This is a genomic window from Providencia sp. PROV208 (assembly GCF_028479465.1).
GTDB classification, from domain to species: Bacteria; Pseudomonadota; Gammaproteobacteria; order Enterobacterales; family Enterobacteriaceae; genus Providencia; species Providencia alcalifaciens.
The window spans coordinates 12831-36113 of record NZ_JAMPNS010000021.1 but is presented as its reverse complement, the minus strand read 5'-3'; the positions used below and the strand labels follow the sequence as shown (position 1 = coordinate 36113).

General features: G+C 42.5%; 22 protein-coding genes. 7 read left to right on the top strand and 15 right to left on the bottom strand.

The window, feature by feature from the left end:
* Positions 1–127 precede the first annotated feature (127 nt).
* From PR766_RS16045 to PR766_RS16030, 4 genes are all read left to right on the top strand, one after another.
* Entirely contained in the window at positions 128–1036 is a 909-nt protein-coding gene (locus PR766_RS16045; RefSeq protein WP_154636204.1) for a LysR family transcriptional regulator, read from the top strand.
* Positions 1037–1092: 56 nt separating this feature from the next.
* Positions 1093–2334, top strand: coding sequence for a D-amino acid dehydrogenase (locus PR766_RS16040; RefSeq protein WP_006661026.1), 1242 nt, complete (start codon positions 1093–1095; stop codon positions 2332–2334).
* Between the two features lie 3 nt (positions 2335–2337).
* On the top strand, positions 2338–2691 hold the full coding sequence (locus PR766_RS16035) for a RidA family protein (RefSeq protein ID WP_006659367.1): 354 nt from the start codon (positions 2338–2340) through the stop codon (positions 2689–2691).
* A gap of 251 nt (positions 2692–2942) precedes the next feature.
* On the top strand, positions 2943–4601 hold the full coding sequence (locus tag PR766_RS16030; protein ID WP_036961525.1) for an alpha-keto acid decarboxylase family protein: 1659 nt from the start codon (positions 2943–2945) through the stop codon (positions 4599–4601).
* A gap of 47 nt (positions 4602–4648) precedes the next feature.
* Here the strand turns inward: PR766_RS16030 and PR766_RS16025 are convergent, their stop codons facing one another.
* From PR766_RS16025 to PR766_RS16015, 3 genes are all read right to left on the bottom strand, one after another.
* Positions 4649–5194, bottom strand: a complete 546-nt coding sequence (locus tag PR766_RS16025; protein WP_006659369.1) for a DedA family protein — start codon at positions 5192–5194, stop codon at positions 4649–4651.
* 201 nt (positions 5195–5395) lie between these two features.
* A complete protein-coding gene (locus PR766_RS16020; RefSeq protein WP_036961522.1) occupies positions 5396–5665 on the bottom strand; it encodes a DUF1471 domain-containing protein in 270 nt (89 codons plus the stop codon).
* Positions 5666–5922: 257 nt separating this feature from the next.
* A complete protein-coding gene (locus tag PR766_RS16015; RefSeq protein WP_154636203.1) occupies positions 5923–7569 on the bottom strand; it encodes an alpha-keto acid decarboxylase family protein in 1647 nt (548 codons plus the stop codon).
* Between the two features lie 124 nt (positions 7570–7693).
* Here PR766_RS16015 and PR766_RS16010 point away from each other — a divergent pair, with 124 nt between their 5' ends.
* From PR766_RS16010 to miaE, 3 genes are all read left to right on the top strand, one after another.
* Positions 7694–8584 (top strand): LysR family transcriptional regulator, encoded by an 891-nt coding sequence (locus PR766_RS16010; RefSeq protein WP_036978587.1) that lies wholly within the window; start codon positions 7694–7696, stop codon positions 8582–8584.
* 205 nt (positions 8585–8789) lie between these two features.
* On the top strand, positions 8790–11357 hold the full coding sequence (gene mutS, locus PR766_RS16005) for a DNA mismatch repair protein MutS (protein ID WP_036978586.1): 2568 nt from the start codon (positions 8790–8792) through the stop codon (positions 11355–11357).
* Position 11358: 1 nt separating this feature from the next.
* Positions 11359–12132, top strand: coding sequence for a tRNA isopentenyl-2-thiomethyl-A-37 hydroxylase MiaE (gene miaE / locus PR766_RS16000; RefSeq protein ID WP_154636201.1), 774 nt, complete (start codon positions 11359–11361; stop codon positions 12130–12132).
* Between the two features lie 57 nt (positions 12133–12189).
* Here miaE and rpoS read toward each other — a convergent pair whose 3' ends face one another.
* The 12 genes from rpoS to cysG all read right to left on the bottom strand — a co-directional run bounded on the left by rpoS (position 12190) and on the right by cysG (position 23067).
* Positions 12190–13176 (bottom strand): RNA polymerase sigma factor RpoS, encoded by a 987-nt coding sequence (gene rpoS, locus PR766_RS15995; protein ID WP_154636199.1) that lies wholly within the window; start codon positions 13174–13176, stop codon positions 12190–12192.
* Between the two features lie 54 nt (positions 13177–13230).
* Entirely contained in the window at positions 13231–14292 is a 1062-nt protein-coding gene (nlpD, locus tag PR766_RS15990; protein WP_036961513.1) for a murein hydrolase activator NlpD, read from the bottom strand.
* A 215-nt stretch (positions 14293–14507) separates the two neighbouring features.
* Positions 14508–15134, bottom strand: coding sequence for a protein-L-isoaspartate(D-aspartate) O-methyltransferase (locus PR766_RS15985; RefSeq protein ID WP_006659377.1), 627 nt, complete (start codon positions 15132–15134; stop codon positions 14508–14510).
* Positions 15131–15892: a 5'/3'-nucleotidase SurE gene (gene surE / locus PR766_RS15980; RefSeq protein WP_006659378.1), complete on the bottom strand. Its 762-nt coding sequence runs from the start codon at positions 15890–15892 to the stop codon at positions 15131–15133. Before surE ends, PR766_RS15985 begins: the two co-directional genes overlap by 4 nt.
* Positions 15870–16922 carry a tRNA pseudouridine(13) synthase TruD gene (gene truD / locus PR766_RS15975; protein ID WP_006659379.1) on the bottom strand — a complete coding sequence of 351 codons (1053 nt, stop codon included), beginning with the start codon at positions 16920–16922 and terminating at the stop codon, positions 15870–15872. Before truD ends, surE begins: the two co-directional genes overlap by 23 nt.
* The gene (gene ispF / locus PR766_RS15970) at positions 16888–17400 is read right to left on the bottom strand and encodes a 2-C-methyl-D-erythritol 2,4-cyclodiphosphate synthase (RefSeq protein ID WP_154636197.1); all 513 of its coding nucleotides are present in this window, start codon (positions 17398–17400) and stop codon (positions 16888–16890) included. Before ispF ends, truD begins: the two co-directional genes overlap by 35 nt.
* A gap of 9 nt (positions 17401–17409) precedes the next feature.
* Entirely contained in the window at positions 17410–18138 is a 729-nt protein-coding gene (ispD, locus tag PR766_RS15965; RefSeq protein ID WP_154636196.1) for a 2-C-methyl-D-erythritol 4-phosphate cytidylyltransferase, read from the bottom strand.
* Positions 18139–18198: 60 nt separating this feature from the next.
* Positions 18199–18495, bottom strand: coding sequence for a cell division protein FtsB (ftsB, locus tag PR766_RS15960; RefSeq protein ID WP_006659382.1), 297 nt, complete (start codon positions 18493–18495; stop codon positions 18199–18201).
* Between the two features lie 158 nt (positions 18496–18653).
* The gene (gene cysC / locus PR766_RS15955) at positions 18654–19262 is read right to left on the bottom strand and encodes an adenylyl-sulfate kinase (RefSeq protein ID WP_006659383.1); all 609 of its coding nucleotides are present in this window, start codon (positions 19260–19262) and stop codon (positions 18654–18656) included.
* Positions 19263–19266: 4 nt separating this feature from the next.
* Positions 19267–20709, bottom strand: a complete 1443-nt coding sequence (gene cysN / locus PR766_RS15950; protein ID WP_006661016.1) for a sulfate adenylyltransferase subunit CysN — start codon at positions 20707–20709, stop codon at positions 19267–19269.
* A 22-nt stretch (positions 20710–20731) separates the two neighbouring features.
* Complete coding sequence (gene cysD / locus PR766_RS15945; RefSeq protein ID WP_006659385.1) at positions 20732–21640, bottom strand: sulfate adenylyltransferase subunit CysD; 909 nt, start codon at positions 21638–21640, stop codon at positions 20732–20734.
* A gap of 14 nt (positions 21641–21654) precedes the next feature.
* Complete coding sequence (gene cysG / locus PR766_RS15940) at positions 21655–23067, bottom strand: siroheme synthase CysG (RefSeq protein ID WP_036978584.1); 1413 nt, start codon at positions 23065–23067, stop codon at positions 21655–21657.
* Between the last annotated feature and the right edge of the window lie 216 nt (positions 23068–23283).

Genomic DNA, 23283 nt, shown 5'->3' with positions numbered 1-23283 from the left:
GATATTTTCTCGTTTTATTCGCTTTGAATCCTTTTTTCCTTTCGAGTAAGTGACTCCGATATCGGATCCTCTCCTGGCTTTTCTGTAAAATAAGAAAAAATGCAATATATTGCTTAGGTTACCAATAATGAAATTAAGGCACCTTGATATTTTCTATGCTGTTATGACTTGTGGCTCACTGACACGTGCCGCTGAAGTTCTCCATATTTCCCAACCTGCGGCGAGTAAAGCCCTTAAACATGCGGAACAACAGCTTGGATTGGTTTTATTTCAACGGATTCGAGGGAAATTAATTCCAACAGATGAAGCTAATTTATTATTTGAGGAAGCCAAGGAGGTTTATCAGAATTTAGATAGACTCAGAATTTTGGCACAAAATTTATCACGAAATCCACAAGGTAAATTAGCGATTGGGTGCTTACCAAGTCTGGGTCTTAACTTAGTGCCCGAAGTCACCGCCCTTTTTATTAAAAAACATCCGAATATCAAACTCACTATTGGCACGCATCACACTACCGATATTTTGCAATTATTAACCCAGCAAGATCTGGATATTGGTATCGCGTTTAATTTAGCGATCGAAGGCGGGATCACAGTCCTTCCCGTCGCCGACATTCCACTCGTATATGTTGACAGTCAGCCACCCGTATCTTCCCCCATATCATTAATGGATATCGATCAAAACCGTTGGATCCACCCAGGATCAGACTCATTGTCTCAACTGCTACAACAGGTACATGAGTTCGAGGAATCGAATATCAGTGTGCATACTTATCATATGGCTGCAGAGTTTGTGCGTGCAGGATTAGGTTGCAGTATTACCGATATTTTTTCCGCGGAACATACCTTACCTGAATCCATGATTTATCCACTCAAAGAGCATTTACACCTCGCTGTATCAGTCTTCCATCGTGCTGACAGACCACTGACCAAAGCCGCCCAAAATTATGTAAACACCTTGTCGCTAATACTAAAAAAACGCAACGCAGTAGTTAACCAAAAGTTATACTCTGGTGATGAAAACTCAATTGTTTAGTCTGACTATTCGCCGTTAAATGATAACTCCTAAGTTATTATTGGTTGCGGAATATTATGACTAAACATGTGGTAGTGATCGGTGCAGGGGTGATTGGATTAAGTACCGCATATGCTTTAATTAAAGCAGGTCAAACCGTCACACTCATTGAATCCGATTCTGATGTGGGCATGGAAACAAGTTTTGCTAACGGTGGTCAATTAAGTTATCGCTATGTTTCACCATTAGCGGATGCTGGCGTTCCCTTACAAGGTTTACGCTGGATGGGTAAAAGTGATTCCCCATTAAATTTAAGAATCGATTTTACCTTACATCAGCTTGCTTGGATGACTCAATTCACATTAGCTTGCAACCGCACAACCAATAAAATCAATGGCGCCCATTTATTACGATTATCACTCTTAAGCCAAAATGTAATGAATACTTGGCGAACAAGTGGCGATATTTCTGATTTTGCTTGGGAAAAATCGGGGAAATTAATTATCCATCGAGATCAATCTAGCTTTAAAAAAGCCAGTGAAACCGTAGATAAAGAATTCCAAAAAGTACTCAGTGCACAAGAAATTGTTCAACTAGAGCCTGCATTGAAGAATATCCAATCACAATTAGTTGGTGCTATCTACGCGCCAAATGATGAAACCGCAGATTGTTATTTATTCTGCAAAAATATTCTGGCGTACTTAACAACACAACCACAATTTAAATTATGCCTCGAGCACTCAGTAAAATCCTTTATTAAGCTTGGCAATGCCATTACTGGTGTAGAGACGTCTCAAGGCACCATTCAAGCCGATGATGTTGTGATTTGTGCGGGTAACGGAAGTCGAGAGCTATTAAAACCACTCGGTATCGATGTACCCATTTTAGGTTTAAAAGGTTACAGCCTCAGTGTGGAATATCCACACATGACACATATCGTTCCTAAAATTAGTGTTACCGACTACGGCAATAAAATTGTTTACGCCAAACTGCATGATCAATTGCGTATCGCGGCAATGGTAGATATTGGTTATGACAAATATGGATTACGGGAAAACAGAATTTCTGCATTAAAAAACATTATTAAAAAAACATTCCCGAATTTACCTAAAATCGATGAAGCAGAAACATGGTGCGGTTTACGTCCGTCAACACCCAAGGGACCCCCTATGTTAGGCAAGACAACACACAGCAATTTATGGCTCAATGTGGGTCATGGCAGTTTAGGTTTTACATTAGCAGCGGGTAGCGCAGAGATATTAACTCAGCTCATTACTCAGCAGAGTTCTCCAATTTCACTAGAAGGATTAACGAGGTAATTGATGCCAATTAAACGGAATAACCCAAAACCCCGCTTAGCGGATAGCGTTGAATATGCTGGCTTAGTTTACTTATCAGGACAGGTCCCTACTGATTTAACCGGAGATATTACAACGCAAACTCAAGACGTATTAAATAAAATTGATGCATTGCTTGCAGCCAGTAACAGTGACAAAACACGTATTTTATCTGCACAGGTGTGGATTAAAGATATGAAACGCGATTTTGCTGACTTCAATACTGTTTGGGAAGCATGGATGCCCGCTGAATTTAGCCCTGCTCGCGCTGCCGTTGAAGCTAATATGGCACGAGAACAAGTTCTCGTTGAAGTGATGGTCACTGCTGCCCAACGTTAATTGTTACTCATTCGCTATCGCATTCAAAAGGTTAGATTTATTCTTTTGAATGCTTGTCTTACTCCTCTTTTCATCTTTTTCGTCCAATTTTCATCTCAATCACTCTTTTTATTACCCTTCTAATAAAAAAAATACGCCTTTATCTAGCATTCCTACTACTATTATCTATATACGTTATTTAAATAATTATCTGAAAATTAAAACAAAACCAATAATTATTGGTTGTTTTCATATCAAGATGGAGAGATTACATGACCCAAACCGTGATTGAGCATGTTTTATCCCGATTACAGGATTTAGGCATCAATGACATTTTTGGCGTTGCAGGTGATTATGCTTTCCCAATTAATGACGCTGTTTGCGCTAATCCAAACTTACGTTGGGTAGGAAACTGCAACGAGCTTAATGCGGCCTATGCCGCAGATGGTTATGCGCGTTTAAAGGGGGTTGCCGCCCTCGCCAGCACGTTCGCAGTCGGAGAACTTAGCGCCTTAAATGGCATTGCTGGTGCGTATGCAGAGAGATTGCCAATTTTTCATTTAGTGGGCATGCCATCTAGCCATATTCAAAAAAATCAACGCATTATGCATCACACTTTAGGTGATGGTGACTTTGACGTATTTTACAAAGCGGCTCAATCTTTCGCTTGTGCTCACGCAATACTCACGCCTGAAAATTGTGTTAGCGAAATGAATCGCTTAATTACCCACGCCCTATCACAAAGACGCCCTGTCTATATTGGTATTCCCGCTGATTATGCCGTTCAACGTATTGCCATATCGAAAGCAAAACCATTGGTGCTACCGACCAGCCGACCTGATACATTGAAAAAAGTCATTAGCTTAATTGCCCATAAACTTCAAAATAGCGAATCAGCTTGTGCATTAATTGGTTCCCTCATTTCGCGGTTTGATTTAGTCAAAGAAACCGAAGCTATCATCAAATCAACTCATCTACCCTATGCCACCATGTTTATGGATAAAGGCGTCTTAAATGAGACAGACCCTCAATATATGGGAATGTATTCCGGACATTTAATGAATTTAGCAGTCGCTGATTTTATTGAAAACTGTGACTGCATTTTAAATATTGGTGCAGCAATGAGTGATGTAAATACAGGATGCTTCAGCGCCAATATTCTCCCTGACAATCTGATTCAGATTATGGACGATCACGTGGTGATTGATTCTATTGTTTATACTCAAGTTTATATTTATGAGCTTTTGAATGAACTCAAAGATATTTTGACATTTATTCCTAGCACATCAATAAAAGCACATGGTTTAGGAAACCCCATCTCCAACAATGAAGGCAAAATAACGAGTAGTTATTTATATCCACGATTTGAAAAATTTATAAAGCAAAATGACATTGTGTTTGCAGATACCGGTACATTCTCAATGGGATTAGGCTTTGCACTTCTTCCTAAAGAGGTTTCATTTCAAACCCAATCCTTATGGGGCTCTATTGGTTGGGCGACACCTGCCGCATTAGGCGCAGCCCTTGCAGCCCCCCATCGTCGAGTCATTCTCGCGACCGGAGAAGGCTCACACCAATTAACGGCTCAAGAAATTAGCCAATTTGCACGTTGGGGACTTAAGCCGCTGATCTTTGTTCTCAATAATGATGGCTACCTTATTGAACGTCTTTTCTGCCATCAGCCTGAAGCTTATTATAACGACGTACATCCATGGAATTATGCGCAACTCCCTGCGACCCTTGGATGCAAAAATTGGTATTGCCAAACAGTGACAACCTGTGAAGAGCTCGATCGCGTTCTTAATACACTCGAAAGAATAGACACTGCCGCCTATATAGAAATTATGACTGACAAGTATGAAGCATCAGAATTACTTAAAAAAATGGGGGAAATCATTCGCGCTGGGATACCAAAGGCTCACACCGCTTAAATATCGCTACTCGCCGCCATCACTTGATGGCTTATCATTATTGATACTTACCGTTTGTTTCGTCGAATCCACCAAATACCCACGATGACTAACGCAGCAATAACCAACCAAGAAAAGTGAGGATGGAATGGAAGTGACAATACAAGTGAGCTCACAAAGTACCCAATAGAAACAATCAGGCATCCCCAAATTGCACCGCCAAAAATATTTAACACAAAAAATCTCAGCGGATTCACTTTGCTAGCACCAATAATAATGGGACCGATGGTTCTCATGCCATAAGCAAATCGAATTCCAATAATAATCCAATTTTCATGACGCTGTATCAATTGCTGCACTCGCACGATTTTATGTTGATGCTTTTGAAATTTAGGTAAAACTTTCGCTCCCGCATAGCGCCCAACGAAAAAAAGTACGTTATCGCTAAACACACCGCCCAGAGCAGCAAATAACATCGTCAAAGGATAAGAAAGTAATTGATTATGGGCAGCAACCCCTGATAAAAAGGCAGCCGTTTCACCTTCAAGCATTGCACCAAGAAATACAGCCCAATAACCATATTCCATTAACCAATGAGTTAAAACTTCAGACATAAAATGAGGAGCCTTTCCAAACCAATCAATAAGCGATATCTCTGGCTAAAATCTTAGCACAAATAAATATGAAATTTGAGGTCTCTGCGAGTTGATTCAATATGATGGAAAACTGCTGGTTAGGATAGCGATACATAAAAAAACTGCACTTAACGCTGACTTAAGTGCAGGGGATCACAACGCATAAAATATAAATATAGACTATTTATTATATAAGCTAGCATTGATTGAGATATCGTTGCCTTCACCTTCAGTATTAACTGACGTGATGATGAAATACTTTGCTCCAGCTTCATCTGCTTTTTGTGACACCGCATTCACATAATCCGTTGTTGTCGCTGCATTCATGACAATATTAATGTTACCCACTAATTTCATTTCCATAGATTGAACATAATTAATTTCAGTTGCACTCATCGCAAATGGACTTAAAAACATCAAGCTAACTAGTGCTACTTTTAATTTATTCATCAAATTCACCTTTATTTAAATAAATGACTATTAATTAACACTTCCACTTTTAGAAAATCCAATATTGATAATCATCAAAAGAAGCGTTATTTATCTATTAGTAAAAAATGATATCTATCTATTAAAATAAAGAATGCCATGAAGAAGATCAAATTTAATATCATGCTGAATTGAACAAATATTGCTTTTATTTGTGCAATGTTAATTTTTTAAAACTAGAGCTAAAAATAGCAACAAATACAAGCTTATCCCTAGCATCAGAATGAATATAACGATGCTACAGATTTACCGAGTTTTTTAGCCAAATCGGAAGCCGCATAGCGGTCCATCACAATCTCAATATACGCAGCTGAGTCTGTTATTTCAGCCTGTTTAATGGCGGCATCTAGCTCGTCGCAAGTCGTTACTGTTTGGCAAAACCAATCATCACAGCCTAATGCAGCAGGAAGTTGCGCATAATTCCACTGAGGTAAATCGTTATAATAGGCCTCCGGCTCTTTACATAATAACCGCTCAATAAGGTAGCCATCATTATTCAACACAAGCACAATCGGCTTTAAACCAAAGCGCGCAAATTGGCTAATTTCTTGTGCTGTTAACTGATGAGAGCCTTCCCCCGTCACTAAAATCACACGTGTGTTTGGCGTCGCAATCGCAGCACCAAAAGCCGCTGGTGTTGCCCAACCAATAGAGCCCCATAATGTTTGATTATGAAATTGGGCATCTTTAGGTAATAGCGCAAAACCAAGCCCCATGGAAGCCGTGCCGGTCTCCGCAACAATAATATCCTGCGCTTTAAACATCTGCTCTAAACGAGGATACAAATATTGTGCTGTAATTTGTCCATTAGCCTCTTTTCTTGGCTCGCCTAATCCTTGCGCCTTAATACCTTTATGCTGTAATGAAGGCGCTAATATTTGCAGTTTTTCTAACACCTCTTTCATGACGACATTCGGATAAATAGCTGAACCCACTTTCACATGATCCGCTAAAATATTAATACGCTGTTCAGGGGAGATCGATGCCGTAAAACTTCCCGAATTAAAATCAGTCAATACTGCACCAATACCTAAAATACAGTCGCAACTCTCCACGAACTCCCCAACTTGCGCATTCATTAACTTGCCGTTATATATCCCCATGTAAGTCGGGTTAGATTCACTAACAATCCCCTTATCCATAAACATGGTGGCATAAGGTAGTCCCGTCTTATCAATAATTGCCTGCACATTATCCGAACACCCTAAACGAGCAGAGAGGATCCCCGGAATAATACACGCTTTTTGGCTGACACTCAGTTTATCCAAAATCGCATTCACCGCCGCCTTTAAGGATTGGTCATCACTTTTTAGCGGAATACGCTTTTCATGCTGACTTTTAGTCATAACCGGCATTACCGCATAATCGGATGGGAACCCCATATAGACTGGTCGACGTTCTTTTAGTGCCGCTGCAATTAATCGTTCTGTTTCATCAATGCAATTTTCTGGCGTTAAGATCCCATGAGCACAACTTAAGTGCTGACTCATTTTATAGAACACATCAAAATCACCATCCCCCAATGTATGGTGAACAAGACGATGGCTTTTTTGTACACCACTGGCTGGCATACCAACCAAATGGAAGACGGGTAGATGCTCCGCATACGAACCCGCTAAGCCATTCAAAGCACTAAGTTCACCCACCCCAAAAGTTGTTGAAAGTGCAGCGATTCCTTTAATTCTTGCATAGCCATCTGCGGCATAAGCCGCATTTAACTCATTACAATTTCCTATCCAACGCAACGTTTTACTTTCACAGACCGCATCTTCGATAGGGAAAGCATAATCACCCGCGACACCAAAGACCTCGTTAATACCCAGCATATGCAGGCGATCAAGAACATATTCGATAACTGTTTTCATTGTTTCATTCCCAATAATAATGATGGCTGATTATTCAGCTTTGTATTATTACTAGCTCGAATATTGCATTAACGGAAATTATTTATAATCATCATCGCTATAACAAAATATTATAGAGGTTAGGATGGAGATTCGAGGATTACGCTATTTTGTTGAAGTTGTTCAGCAAAACAACTTTAGTCGTGCAGCAGATAAATTGTGCGTCACTCAACCCGCTATCAGCCGTAGTATTCAAAAGTTAGAACAAGAGCTCGAATACACGTTGTTAATCCGAGAAACTGACGGGGTAAAAATGACAGATGAAGGCGAGATTTTATTCAACCATGCACGGCAAATACTGGAGCAGTTTGACAGGATGAACGATGCATTAAAAAACAGGTCAGATCCCCTCTCTGGGGTGTTAAAAGTTGGCTTACCCCCTGTTATCGCTTCAACCTACTTTGCCGACATCATCATGGAATTTAGCCAAAAATTCCCACAAGTTGAATTACAAATCATTGAATTAAGCTCTAACCACATGATGGATGCTATGCTCAGAGGAGATGTTGAAACCGCAGCGATCATGTCTCCATTTGATGAACAAAAATTTAATTTATACCGATTCGCAACTGACCGTTTAATGCTACTCGTTAATAATAAGCATCCATTAGCCTCTAAAAATATCGTTAAATTTGCAGAAATTCTGAATGAGCCATTTATCTTTTTCCAAGATAGCTATCGCATCAATGAATTGGTGACGAGTGCTTGTGGTATTCATGGTAAAAAACCGATGATTGCTGGGCGTAGCGGGCATTTAGACCTTGTTATGGCGATGGTACGGGCTGGGGTCGGGGTTACATTACTTCCTGAAAGTATGTGGCAAAAAAATCACATTGATGGGCTGTCCATTATTCCCGTTACGGAGCCAGTGTTGGCTTATGAGCTTGCCTTATCTACCTTAAAAGGTGCGCATCCTAGCCGTAGAGCAAATGCATGGATAGCGTTAGCATTAAAAATGTTGAATGTTAAATCTTAGAGATTTAACCATTTCATTTCTTTTTCAAACTTTTGACCATTTTTTCGTTCCCATTAGTACAAGTTTTACCTTAACTGGGCTACTATGATGGGCGCAAATGCACCTTTCGACTCTTCGCGCGTCCACTATAACAACAAGATAAAATGACGTTGGCACCGAAAGTCAGAAGCCCATAAATACATTCAATATTCAACAAGTTAAAAACATGACAGAAAACCAAAGTTTCGAATCTCATACGCCGATGATGCAACAGTACTTAAAACTCAAAGCGCAACATCCCGATATTTTACTGTTTTATCGTATGGGAGATTTCTACGAACTCTTCTTTGATGATGCTAAAAAAGCGTCTCAATTATTGGATATTTCTCTTACCAAACGCGGTCAATCTGCGGGGCAGCCAATTCCAATGGCGGGTGTCCCTCACCATGCAGCAGAAAACTACTTAGCTCGATTGGTGCAAATGGGGGAATCTGTCGCAATTTGTGAACAAATTGGCGATCCTGCCACCAGCAAAGGTCCTGTAGAGCGCCAAGTCGTGCGGATCGTAACCCCTGGCACCATCACTGACGAAGCGTTATTGAATGAACGCCAAGACAACTTATTAGCGGCAGTTTGGCAAGAATCCCAAGGTTATGGTTTCGCCACCTTAGATATCGCATCAGGTCGTTTTATTATCAGCGAAATCGATGATGATGAGTCATTAAAAGCTGAGCTTCAGCGTACTCGTCCTGCGGAATTACTCTATCCTGAAGACTTTGCCAGCATGTCCTTGATTGAATTGAATAAAGGATTACGCCGTCGACCGCTTTGGGAATATGAATTAGACACGGCAAAACAGCAATTAAACCTGCAATTTGGCACCAAAGATTTGGTCGGATTCGGCGTTGAAAATGCCCATAAAGCTTTACGTGCAGCGGGTTGCTTACTGCAATATGTTAAAGATACTCAACGAACAGCACTCCCGCACATTCGTAGCATTATTATGGAAAAACAACAAGATAATGTTATTTTAGATGCAGCAACACGCCGAAACTTAGAGTTAACTCAAAACCTTGCAGGTGGAACAGAAAACACACTCGCCGCCATTTTGGATAAATGTGTGACACCAATGGGCAGCCGTATGCTAAAACGCTGGCTTCATACCCCACTGCGTAATCTCACCGTGTTAACCAACCGCCAGCAAGCCATTGGTGCCTTGCAACAATATGGCATTGAGCTGCAACCATTCTTACGTCAAATTGGTGATCTGGAACGAGTCCTTGCTCGACTCGCTTTACGTTCCGCTCGCCCTCGTGACTTAACACGTATGCGCCATGCGTTCCAGCAATATCAGGATATTCACCAAATTCTGGCACAATCAGACTGTGGTTACCTGAATACGTTAACCCAACGGGTTGGTCGATTCGATGAGTTACAAGACCTGCTAGAAAAGGCGATTGTCGACGCTCCTCCAGTATTAGTCCGTGATGGTGGTGTTATTGCGACTGGCTATAACAGTGAACTCGATGAATGGCGAGCATTAGCTGATGGCGCAACAGATTATCTTGACCGCTTAGAGATTCGTGAACGTGAAAAACTGGGTATCGATACCCTGAAAGTGGGCTATAACGCAGTACATGGTTACTACATTCAAGTGAGTCGTGGGCAAAGCCATCTCACCCCAATTCATTATGTACGCCGCCAAACATTGAAAAATGCAGAACGCTATATTATCCCTGAATTGAAAGAGTATGAAGATAAGGTTCTAACATCAAAAGGCAAAGCACTGGCTATCGAAAAAGCCCTGTATGATGAACTGTTTGATAGACTACTGCCTCATTTAGCCGCATTACAAACCAGTGCAGAAGCTCTGGCTGAACTGGACGTTCTCTCCACTTTGGCTGAACGAGCGGACACTCTGGGCTATGCCTGCCCTCAATTGACGGACAAACCCGGTATTCAGATTACTGAAGGTCGACATCCTGTTGTTGAACAAGTACTTAGTGAGCCATTTATTTCTAACCCGCTATCCCTTTCTCCACAGCGCCGTTTGCTGATCATTACAGGCCCCAATATGGGCGGTAAAAGCACCTACATGCGCCAAACTGCGTTGATCACTTTGCTGGCTTACATTGGTAGTTTTGTTCCTGCGAGTAAAGCGGTGATTGGTCCTGTTGACCGTATTTTTACGCGTGTGGGCGCCTCTGATGACCTTGCTTCTGGACGTTCAACCTTTATGGTAGAAATGACAGAAACAGCGAATATTTTACATAATGCGACTGAACACAGTTTAGTTCTGATGGATGAAATTGGTCGAGGTACCTCAACCTATGATGGGCTTTCATTAGCGTGGGCTTGTGCAGAAAATTTAGTCAACCGTATCAAGGCAATGACCCTGTTTGCCACCCACTATTTTGAATTAACTACCCTGCCGGAAAAACTGGAAGGTGCGGTTAATATTCACCTCGATGCCATGGAGCACGGTGATACCATTGCCTTCATGCATAATGTCCAAGATGGCGCAGCAAGCAAAAGTTATGGCTTAGCCGTTGCTTCTCTAGCGGGTGTACCGAAAGAAGTGATTAAACGCGCTAAGCAAAAACTCAAAGAGTTAGAAGTTATCTCCAATAATGCCAATGCCAGCCATGTAGATAGCGCTCAGCTAAGCTTCTTAGGTGCAGTAGAAGAAGAACCGTCTCCCGTATTAGCCGCTTTAGAAGACATTGACCCCGATAAACTCACCCCACGCCAAGCCCTTGACTGGTTATATCGTTTAAAGGAAATGGATAACTAACATGGATGAGTACGCTGAATTATTAGCGCCAATTAAGCAATTTTTACAGTGTGAAACGCCTGATGAATGGATCTACAAAGCGAGTCAGCCTGAAAATTTGCCCATTATTTTGAAGGACCATTTATTGTGTGAATTAAAAGCCGCGCAAAGCGCCATGTTTTTAATTCGCAAATATGCCGTTGATAAAGAAAGCGCAGCTATCCTTTTAGAATGGTTCAAACCCTATGAAGCCTTCGCCTATGATCGGATTGGTGATGTGCATACATTGAAAAACAAGAATCAAATTTCTAAACAAATTTTAGCCAAAAAGCAGTCACCTTATAGCCAAGATCTCATTGATAAAATGGTGTTGTTAATCAAAGAAGAGCTGCACCATTTCTATCAAGTATTGGAAATACTGCATCAACGGGGTATTACGTATGATGGGATCAACGCAGGGCGCTATGCTAAAGGATTATTTAGTCATTTAGATCCACATGACCCAAAAACGCTGGTCGATAAATTAATTATTGGTGCTTATATTGAAGCGCGATCCTGTGAACGGTTTGCTAAGTTAGCCCCTCATTTGGATGAGCAACTTGCCAATTTTTATACGTCACTTTTACGCTCAGAAGCACGTCATTACCAAGACTATCTGCAACTCGCTCAATCAATTAGCAAAACAGATATTACCGAGCGTGTACGTTTTTACGGGGAAGTTGAGGCGCAGTTGATTTCAACACCAGATGACGATTTTAAATTCCACAGCGGTATACCGATTAATTCCGCCGGCTAAAAAGAAAAGCCCCCTGTTATCAATGACAACAGGGGCTTTGAGTTCAAACACAGCAGATTACATATTGAATAACGCTTCCAGCGTTAAATCTTCACCTTGCAAAATATCTTTAAGACGTCTTAAACCTTCAACCTGAATTTGACGAACTCTTTCACGAGTGAGCCCAATTTCGCGCCCAGCCTCTTCCAGAGTTTCCGCTTCATAACCCAATAAACCAAAACGACGTGCTAATACTTCGCGCTGCTTCGGATTTAATTCATATAACCACTTAACGATATTTTCTTTTAAGTTGTTATCTTGGATTGTGTTTTCAGGTCCCGACTCATTATCGTCAGATAGGACTTCCAACAATGACTTCTCTGAATCCCCTGCAATCGGTGTATCAACGGACGTGATACGTTCATTTAAACGTAGCATTCGGCTGACATCTTCTACAGGCTTGTCTAATCGCTCAGCAATTTCTTCAGGGCTTGGCTCATGATCTAGCTTTTGGGCAAGTTCACGGGCAGTACGAAGATAAATATTGAGCTCTTTGACAATATGAATAGGAAGGCGGATTGTTCGAGTTTGGTTCATGATGGCACGTTCAATCGTTTGACGGATCCACCATGTCGCATACGTTGAAAAACGAAAGCCCTTTTCAGGGTCAAACTTTTCAACGGCACGAATCAACCCGAGATTTCCTTCTTCGATCAGATCGAGTAAGGCTAATCCTCGGTTATTATAACGGCGAGATATTTTTACCACTAAACGCAGGTTGCTTTCTATCATACGCTGACGCGACGCCACATCCCCCCGAAGGGCTCTGCGAGCATAGAAAACCTCTTCCTCTGCTGTGAGGAGTGGAGAGAATCCAATTTCACTGAGATAAATTTGGGTTGCGTCCAAAACGCGTTGACTCGCGCTTTGGAGTAAATCCGTTTCTTCATCCAGTTCTGAAGCTAGATCCTCTTCTTTAAATTGACTCTCATCAAATGCTTCATCCATCGCATTTTCATCGAGGTCATTATACAACTCGTTAACTTTCAGCGAACTTTGGCTCATCAGTGACTCCGACCCTAGATAATGAGGACGGAATGCGAATACACCCCGCCCAGTTTATCGCTGCGGTAAATAACGCAGCGGGTTTACTGATTTTCCCTTGTAACGAATTTCAAAATGCAAACGAACAGAACTTGTTCCGGTGCTACCCATTGTGGCTATTTTCTGACCCTCAGCAACATCCTGTTGGTCACGCACAAGTAACGTATCGTTATGTGCATAGGCACTTAAGTAGTCATCGTTATGTTTTATTATTATGAGATTTCCATATCCACGCAGTGCATTGCCAGCATATACGACTTTACCCGGAGCAGCGGCAATAACAGATTGACCACGAGAACCGGCAATATCGACACCTTTGTTCCCGCCTTGAGCATCAGAGAAGCCTTCAATCATCTTCCCATCTGCTGGCCAACGCCATTTAATTGACGAATTATTTGTGCTACTTCCGGTTGTGGCTGTTGCAGTCGTAGTGGTTGGGCTTGCTGTTGTCGTAGAAACCGTAGAGGTTGGTTTCTTGTTATTCGGCAACATCTTACCTGAATTCTGCCCGCTACTATTTTCAGGATACCCATTAGTTGGTTGAAGATCAACCGGACGCTGTTGACTATTTGATGCTAATTGTGTGCTCGAGCTCACATTTGCATTACCAATGTTTATCACCTGACCTACATTTAGGCTGTATGGTTCCGGAATGTTATTTTTCGATGCTAACTCACGGAAATCATTACCAGTTATATAGGCGATATAGAACAGAGTATCTCCACGCTGAACGGTATAGTTATTACCGTTATAGCTTCCCTTCGGAATTTGACCGTAGTCTCGGTTGTAAACAATCCGGCCATCACTACTTGTTGATACAGGTCTAGACGCACTATTACCCATCGAACTATTCGACGATAAATTAGGTCTATCTGAAGGCATCGCCGTACTCATTCCCGTGTTAGTCGGTGGGTTCGGCACAGTTCTTGACGCCGTTTGTTGGCTAGAACCTCCATCATTCACACTCGAAATCGGTGCTGCTGGATGATAAGGCGTTGAGCATCCTGCTAATAAAGCACCGCTAAATGAAAAGATAACCGCCCATCGAATTCTGTTTATTGGGCTAACAATTTTCATATTTCTTCTCCCGTGAAGAAAAGTCTGACCTGATACTAAAGGGTTAGAATGCAATTTATGCTTATTGAATATTAGTATCTTAAAATATTTCGCTTATTAAAGCAGAAATATAAAATAATGGACAAGTTAAATGTATCAAAAGTATAACAAATTGAGATTATCACTTAACAGTTTGAGCAAAATACCCTATGAGTAAAAGATAACCCAAAAGGTAATTAGCTCAAGTCACCGGCAACCAGAGGAACAAAACGGACTTTCTCAATCACGTTCGTATGATAGTCATTACCACGACGGGTAATCAATTTCAGAGCCTGATCTTTGTCACCAACAGGCAGGACTAATCGTCCCCCATCTTTTAACTGTTTCAGTAACAACGACGGTATTTCGCTAGGTGCAGCTGTCACAATGATCCCATCAAAAGGACCTTTAGATTGCCAACCTTCCCAGCCATCACCGTGGCGAGTTGAAATATTGTGTAAATCTAATAATTTAAAACGACGCTTCGCCGTCCATTGTAAGCTTTTGACTCTTTCGACTGAATAAACATGCTCACAAAGATGCGCCAGTACCGCAGTTTGATACCCAGACCCTGTCCCAATCTCCAAAACATGATCTGTGGGTTTGACCGCTAATAATGCGGTCATTTTTGCGACAATATACGGCTGTGAAATCGTCTGCCCATGACCAATCGGTAATGGGATATTATCGTAGGCTTTATGAGATAGCGCTTCGTCAACGAACCGTTCGCGAGGAACAAGCGCGAGCGCGTCTAATAGGCGCTCATCGTGAATTCCCTGTTGGCGCAACTGTGCCAGCAGTTCTTTCATGAGCCCAATTTTCATTTTGCCTTCACTCCTGACTTATCTAGCCACTCTTCTAACACTGCCTGCGTTTTATAAGAAGTTAAATCCACTTGCAGAGGCGTAATCGAAACATAGCCATTTTGTACTGCTTCAAAATCTGTGCCCGGTCCTGCATCGCGAATCTCACCTACCGGACCTAGCCAATACAGCATATTCCCGCGAGGATCTTCAATATTATAGACCTTAGATGCCGCATGGCGGCTACCACAACGGGTCACTTTGATCCCTTTTAACTCTTCGTAAGGAATATCTGGCACATTGATATTTAAGATATTTCCCGCACGTAATGGATTTTTCTGCAACATAATGAGGATATCGCAAGTTACCTTAGCGGCCGTGTCATAATGCACTTCGCCATCAAGTGAAACGGCAATAGAAGGTAATCCCAAATGGCGTCCTTCTGTTGCTGCCGCGACAGTACCTGAATAGATAACATCATCCCCAAGGTTTGGACCACAGTTAATGCCCGACACCACAATATCAGGACGAGGGCGAACCACTTTATTCACCCCAATATACACACAATCGGTTGGTGTTCCTTCTTGAACAGCCAGGTCACCATTACTTAATGTTTGAATTTTTAATGGCTTATCTAAAGTTAGTGCGTTTGAAGCCCCACTTCGATTACGATCGGGTGCAATCACTTGTACATGATAATGTTGGCGTAACGCCGCTGCCAGAGTTTGTATCCCCGGCGCTGTTACCCCATCATCGTTACTCAATAATATATTCAGCATCAACACAATCCTGATTGATAATTTCTCGTACAACACTGGTCGCAAAACTGCCTGAATTCAGGAAAAAATCCAGTTTCACGGTTGACGAGTCTAACCATTGCCATTGCAAATTTTGCGGCTTAACAAGCACAGCGCGTCTTGCTGGAGAAACTCGCTCATTTTTCATTAGCGCCATAAATGGCTGATAATCTTGTTCTAAGCAATGTATTTCAAAAGCCAGTGCGTCCTCTTGGGTACCTAAATCGCCATCACCAGGAAGCGGCGCTGTCACACTTAATTCTGAAGACTGTAAGCGAGCTTGCAGTGAATCCAACTCTTCTGCGGTCGCGACAAACCAGCTTCCTCTCCCAGTGAGTTGCAAAGCATCTCCCAACATCGCGTACTGCGCCGTATTATTCGCAATTCTCGCACTCGCGATATCATTAAACATAGCACTTCGTGCAGCAGAGAGATAAAAACTACGCTTATTTCGTTCACGAACTGTGATTTCTTGGTTTGCCCAACGACGTGCTTGGACAAGATTTTGTCCATCACGACCAAAACGTTGTTCACCAAAATAGTTAGGAACACCCAGTTTAGCCACTTTTTGTAGGCGTTGCTCCACATCATCTGCGTTCGTGATATCACGCAACGTGATTTCAAATTGGTTACCTTTGAGAGAACCAATCCGTAATTTACGCTTTTGGCGCGTGACGGCAAGAACACGACAGCCTTCAAGCTGCCAAGCAGAAAAATCAGGGGTATCTTTACCTGGCATTTGTAAACAGAACCATTGTTCCGTGACCGCGTGTCTATCTTTTAGCCCAGCATAACTCACTGCCCGTGCTGAAATTTTAGCAAACTTTGCCAGTTGTTCCGCAACAAATAATGTATTGCAGCCTGTTTTTTCGACGCGAACCATAACGTGTTCGCCTTCCCCATCAAGCTCAAAACCTAAATCTTCTTTCACCACGAAATCTTCAGGAATACTTTTTAACGTCCCCGAAGAGAGGGGCTTACCATGCAGGTACTGAACATTCATAACTTTCATTACTATTATCTTTGATAAGTAAAGCCACAGCGGCGCAAGCAATCCCTTCTTTACGACCCACAAAACCCAATTGCTCTGTGGTGGTCGCTTTCACATTGACATCATCCATATGGCATTCGAGATCTTCGGCAATATTCACACGCATTTGTGGAATATGTGGCAGCATTTTCGGCGCTTGTGCCATGATAGTGACATCAATATTGCCAATCAAATACCCTTTTTTACGGACTTGGCAGAATACTTCTCTGAGTAAAACACGGCTATCCGCCCCTTTATAGGCAGGATCGGTATCAGGGAATAATTTACCAATATCCCCAAGTGCTGCTGCGCCTAAAATAGCATCTGTCAGTGCATGCAAAACAACATCACCATCGGAATGTGCGATAAGACCTTGATCGTAGGGAATGCGAACACCACCGATCACGATGGGACCTTCACCGCCAAACTTATGCACATCAAAACCGTGTCCGATTCTCATTTTTTTTCCTTATGATTTCATTCTTGAAAGATAGAATTCTGCCAATGCCAGATCTTCTGGTCTCGTCACCTTAAGGTTATCAGCACGTCCTGATACTAATATCGGTTGATAACCACAATGTTCCAGTGCGGAAGCCTCATCGGTGATAACAGCGTTCTCTTTCAATGCCTTATCTAAACAGTTACGTAATAATTCTAATGGGAAAAACTGCGGAGTCAGGGCATGCCAAAGAGCTTCTCGCTCAACGGTATGAGATATATTTTGTGTACCCGCAGTCCCGCGTTTCATCGTATCCCGAACGGGAGCAGCCAATATGCCGCCGCAACAATCATTTTTGGTCACTAACTGAATAATTGTATTTAAATCATCCAAATGCAAGCATGGGCGTGCTGCATCATGCACTAAAACCCAAGCATTATCATACTCAGGTTGTTTAATAAGATAGTTGAGTCCTGACAAGACAGAGTCCGCGCGTTCTTTTCCCCCAATAACTGTTACGACACGAGGATCTTTGGCGATATCAAGGTGTTGAAAATAATCATCTTCAGCACTTAATGCGACCACTATCAGCTGTACGTCAGGGCTACGTAACAAAGCATCAATGGTGTGTTCAATAATCGTTTTACCCGCGACCGACAAATATTGCTTTGGGCAATCCGCGTTCATGCGGCTTCCGATTCCCGCAGCGGGGATAAGCGCAACAATCGGTGCTGCGCTTGATGTTATTAGATTTATCATGATTCGAGTCTTACATCAGAAATTATCAGGCTATTGGGTGTAATATACCCTAAATGATGGTTATTGAGATGACGGCGAATTATTACGCTCTTTGACCATTCGATAGAATGACTCACCAGGCTTTAACATGCCAAGTTCGCTACGTGCCCGTTCTTCAATTGCATCTTGACCATCATTCAAGTCATTAATTTCTGCAAATAGCTGTTCATTGCGCTGTTTTAAGCGCGAATTCACAATTTCCTGCGCAGCAACATCATCTTTGACCTTTACATAGTCATGGATGCCATTTTTGCCTAACCATAAGGAATATTGTAACCAAGCTAATATCGCAATTAATAGTAGCGTTAATTTACCCATCTTGCCCCCTGAAATGATTTGCTAATCATCCCATAACTGAGCGCGTGACGCTACTGTGATGCAAATATTGTCTAAAAAGTCAGAATTTTTCGCGCTAGAAGAGATTAAATATCATCCAATTCCCTATAAATGTAGAAAAGGATGATATTTAAGTAAAATCAATTTGCTATAGAAATGGTCTTTTTTTGCTGAAGCAGTTGAATAATCTGCATTAAAGAATCATCAATAGAACGCGTTCCATCAAGGTGCAGCTCTGGATTTTCAGGAGGCTGATAAGGTGCGTCGATCCCAGTAAAATGGGCAATTTTTCCCGCACGAGCTTGCCGATATAACCCTTTTGGGTCACGCTCTTCACAAATCTCGATTGGTGTATCAACATACAACTCATAAAACTGGTCAGGCTCAAATAACGCCCGAACTCGCTGTCTATCTTCTTGGTACGGTGAAATAAATGCCGTTGCAACTATCAATCCAGCATCGACCATCAGCTTGGCCACTTCGCCAATACGCCGAATATTTTCCTGCCTATCTGGTTCGTTAAACCCTAAATCGCCACATAACCCATGGCGTATATTATCCCCATCCAACAGATAGGTTTGCATACCCAAAGCCGCGAGCTGAGCTTCAACCGCCCCCGCTAATGTGGATTTCCCTGAACCCGATAACCCTGTAAACCACAATACCGCGCCTTTATGTCCATTACGTTGTTCGCGCCACTGCCGAGTCACCGTGTGTTGGTGCCAAACAATATTTTCTTGTGAACTCATGGTACTACTTCCCACCTAACACATCGCGAGCACCCCAATGAGGGAAATGACGGCGAATCAATTGATTAAGCTCGATTTCAAATTGGCTAAATTCACTGCTATGGATGGCGTCTTCAGACTGAGCTTCTCGAACCAACCCAGCGCCAACCGTTACGTTAGTTAACCTATCAATCAAAATCATGCCGCCGGTATCGCCATTACTTTGATAATTTTCCAGTAACAATGGCTCATCGAATGAAAATTCAACTAAACCGATACCGTTTAATGGAAGTTCCGTCGCCACTTTCTGAGTCAAGTTATTCACATCCACTTGATACTGGATATTCTCTACTTTGCCTCGGCTACGCTTACCTGCAATTTTGATATCCACTTGCTGCCCTTGTACTAGGGGCTGTTCTGACATCCACACAACATCGATTAACGCATGCTGACTGGCAAGTAAGTGTTCATTTTCAGCGACAATCAAATCACCGCGGCTAATATCAATTTCATCACTGAGAACTAAGGTAATCGCTTCTCCAGCAATTGCAGAAGACTGATTACCAGCAAACGTCACAATCTCTTTGATGGTGGAAGTCGTGCCAGATGGCAGCACTTTAATCGGCTGTCCCACCTGTATAATTCCCGATGACAATGTGCCGCTGTACCCACGAAAATCCAAATTTGGACGATTCACATATTGCACAGGAAAGCGTAATGGCTGTTCCGCTGCGGTCTGAGTGACTTGCACATTTTCCAATAGCGACAATAATGTTTCGCCGTGATACCACGGTAAATTATCACTTGGCGATACAATATTATCCCCATCCAGTGCAGAAATAGGCACAAACCAAACGTTGAGATCAACGGGCAATTGTTCAGCAAATTGCTGGTAATCACGCTGAATTTTTTCAAATACAGACTGACTATAACCCACCAAATCCATCTTATTCACAGCAACGATCAAATGGCGGATCCCCAGTAGCGTACTAATAAAACTGTGACGCCGAGTTTGCTCTTGTATCCCTTTTCGAGCATCGATCAGCAGAATAGATAACGAGCAGGTTGACGCACCTGTCGCCATATTGCGAGTGTATTGCTCGTGTCCTGGGGTATCTGCGATGATAAACTTGCGTTTTTCCGTTGAAAAATAACGATATGCCACATCAATGGTGATCCCCTGTTCACGCTCGGCGGCTAATCCATCCACCAGCAACGCCAGATCCAACTTTTCGCCTTGCGTCCCTATTCGCTTACTGTCCGTTTGTAAAACAGACAGCTGATCTTGATAAATTTGTTGAGTGTCATGCAATAAGCGACCAATCAAGGTGCTTTTGCCATCATCCACATTTCCACAGGTTAAAAAGCGTAATAATCCCTTATGCTGCTGAGCGAGTAAGTAAGCCTCCACGCCCCCTTGTTGTTGGATTTGATGCGCAATTGCGTCGTTGTAAGCCAGTTCAGCCATGATATTGTTCCTTACCGATTGATTAAAAATAGCCTTGGCGCTTTTTCTGCTCCATAGAGGCGGATTGGTCACTATCAATCAAGCGCCCTTGACGCTCACTGGTGGTGGATAGCAACATCTCTTCGATTATTTCCGGTAACGTACTGGCATTCGATGGCACAGCCCCAGTCAGTGGCCAGCATCCTAATGTTCGAAAACGGACTTTTTTCTTGGTGATAACTTCACCCGCTTTTAGCTGGATTCGCCCATCATCGACCATGATCAATGTTCCATCACGCTCAATCACAGGCCGCTCATCAGCAAAATAGAGAGGAACAATATCGATATTTTCCAAGTAGATATATTGCCAAATATCTAACTCGGTCCAATTAGATAATGGAAAAACGCGGATACTTTCGCCTTTATTAATTTGGCCATTATAGTTATGCCATAGCTCAGGGCGTTGATTCTTCGGGTCCCAACGGTGAGAGCGATCACGAAATGAATAAATGCGCTCTTTCGCACGTGATTTCTCTTCATCCCGCCTTGCACCACCGAAAGCGGCATCAAAGCCATACTTATCTAGCGCTTGTTTTAAGCCTTCCGTTTTCATGATATCAGTATGTTTTGCACTGCCATGCACAAATGGGTTAATGCCTAATCTTTCCCCTTCAGGGTTACGGTGGATGAGTAATTCAAAACCGTACTTTTGCGCAGTTTCATCACGAAACTGGTACATTTCACGAAATTTCCACCCCGTATCAACGTGCAGTAACGGAAATGGGATCGTACCGGGATAAAACGCTTTACGCGCTAAATGCAGCATCACGGAAGAGTCTTTTCCTATCGAATAGAGCATTACTGGATTTGCAAATTCAGCAGCAACTTCACGAATAATATGAATACTTTCCGCTTCTAATTGCTGTAAGTGGGTTAATTTTTTTTCGTTCATGATTCACTCCTCGCTTAAGCCAATTCCAGCACCGCTGAACGCCATTGAATGGTTTCGGGTTGCTGACCAAACCATGCCAGCTGTTGATGTAATGCCGCCACTTCGCCAATGACGATTAATGCAGGTGCGGGGGCTTGTTGAGCCAATGACTCCAATTCATGTAATGCGCCAGTCACCACTTTTTGATCCTGACGGGTTCCGCAACCGATCACCGCTACAGGCGTATTTCGGTGACGTCCATGCTGGATAAGCTGCTGGCGAATATTGTCAGCCGTCACGGTCCCCATATAGATAGCCAGCGTTTGGTGACCACGCGCTAGTGCTTGCCAATCCAGCTCTGCACCACCTTGTCGGCAATGACCTGTAATAAACGTGATACTCTGAGCGTGATCTCGGTGAGTCAGTGGAATTCCGGCATACGCGGTTGCACCAATCGCCGCAGTGATCCCTGGAACCACTTGGAAAGGAATTTTAGCCTCAGCAGCGACTTGTAGCTCTTCGCCTCCGCGACCAAAAATAAACGGGTCACCGCCTTTTAAGCGCACGACTTTTTTACCTTGCTGAGCATATTTGACGATCAATTGATTGGTTTCTTCTTGAGTTACGCTGTGGTTGCCCGCCCGTTTTCCGACACAAATTTTGTCTGCATCGCGACGTACAAGGTCAAGAATTTCCGCGCTCACTAGATGGTCATATAGCACCACATCAGCATTTTGCAGTACCCTCAAACCTTTGAGTGTTAACAGTCCTGCATCACCAGGTCCAGCTCCCACCAAGGTGAGTTCCCCTTGGTTATCTGGCTCAGTCAATTGTTGTTCAAGTTGTTTTTCTGCATCATCCAATTGCCCGCTTTCTACCAAAGATGCAAAACGCCCGCTAAAACTGCGCTCCCAAAAACGCTTACGCTCACTTAATTTGGTTAAACGCTGCTTAACACGCTCACGCCAACGTCCTGCAATCTCTGCCATCTTGCCAAGTGATAGCGGGAGCATGGCTTCCAGTTTTTCACGCAACAATTTCGCTAAGACCGGTGCAGTACCTCCCGATGAAATAGCAACAATGACAGGAGAACGGTCAATAATGGATGGCACAATAAATGAACATAGTGGCTGTTCGTCCACCACATTAACAAAAATATGGTGCTGCTGCGCATCATGAAAAACTTTCTCATTGAGAGCGTGATCGTCCGTTGCAGCTATCACTAAATAAGCACCATCAAGATGCTGAGTCTGGTAAGACGCTTGTACCCATAACAATTGATTTTGTTGATAAGCCTCATACAAGCTTTCACATAGCTCTGGAGAAATGACCACCAGCGATGCATGAGCTTTAAGTAATAACTCGGCTTTTCGTGCCGCCACGACACCGCCACCAATCAGTACCACTTGACGACCGCGCAAACTCACAAATAAAGGTAAGTAATCCATATATCACTTCCATCCAACATTTTAATTATAAGAGCAATGAAATTGACTATATGGTGTGAATTCGTGACTTTGAAATGACAAAAAAGCATGAATAGGAACAGAAAGGCATAAGGTAAATAAAGTCGACAAAACCAAGTAAAATCAGCTTATTTTCAGGGATAATAGCCTGATTAAATAATAAAAAACAAAGAATTCATAATAAAAAACAATAAAGGG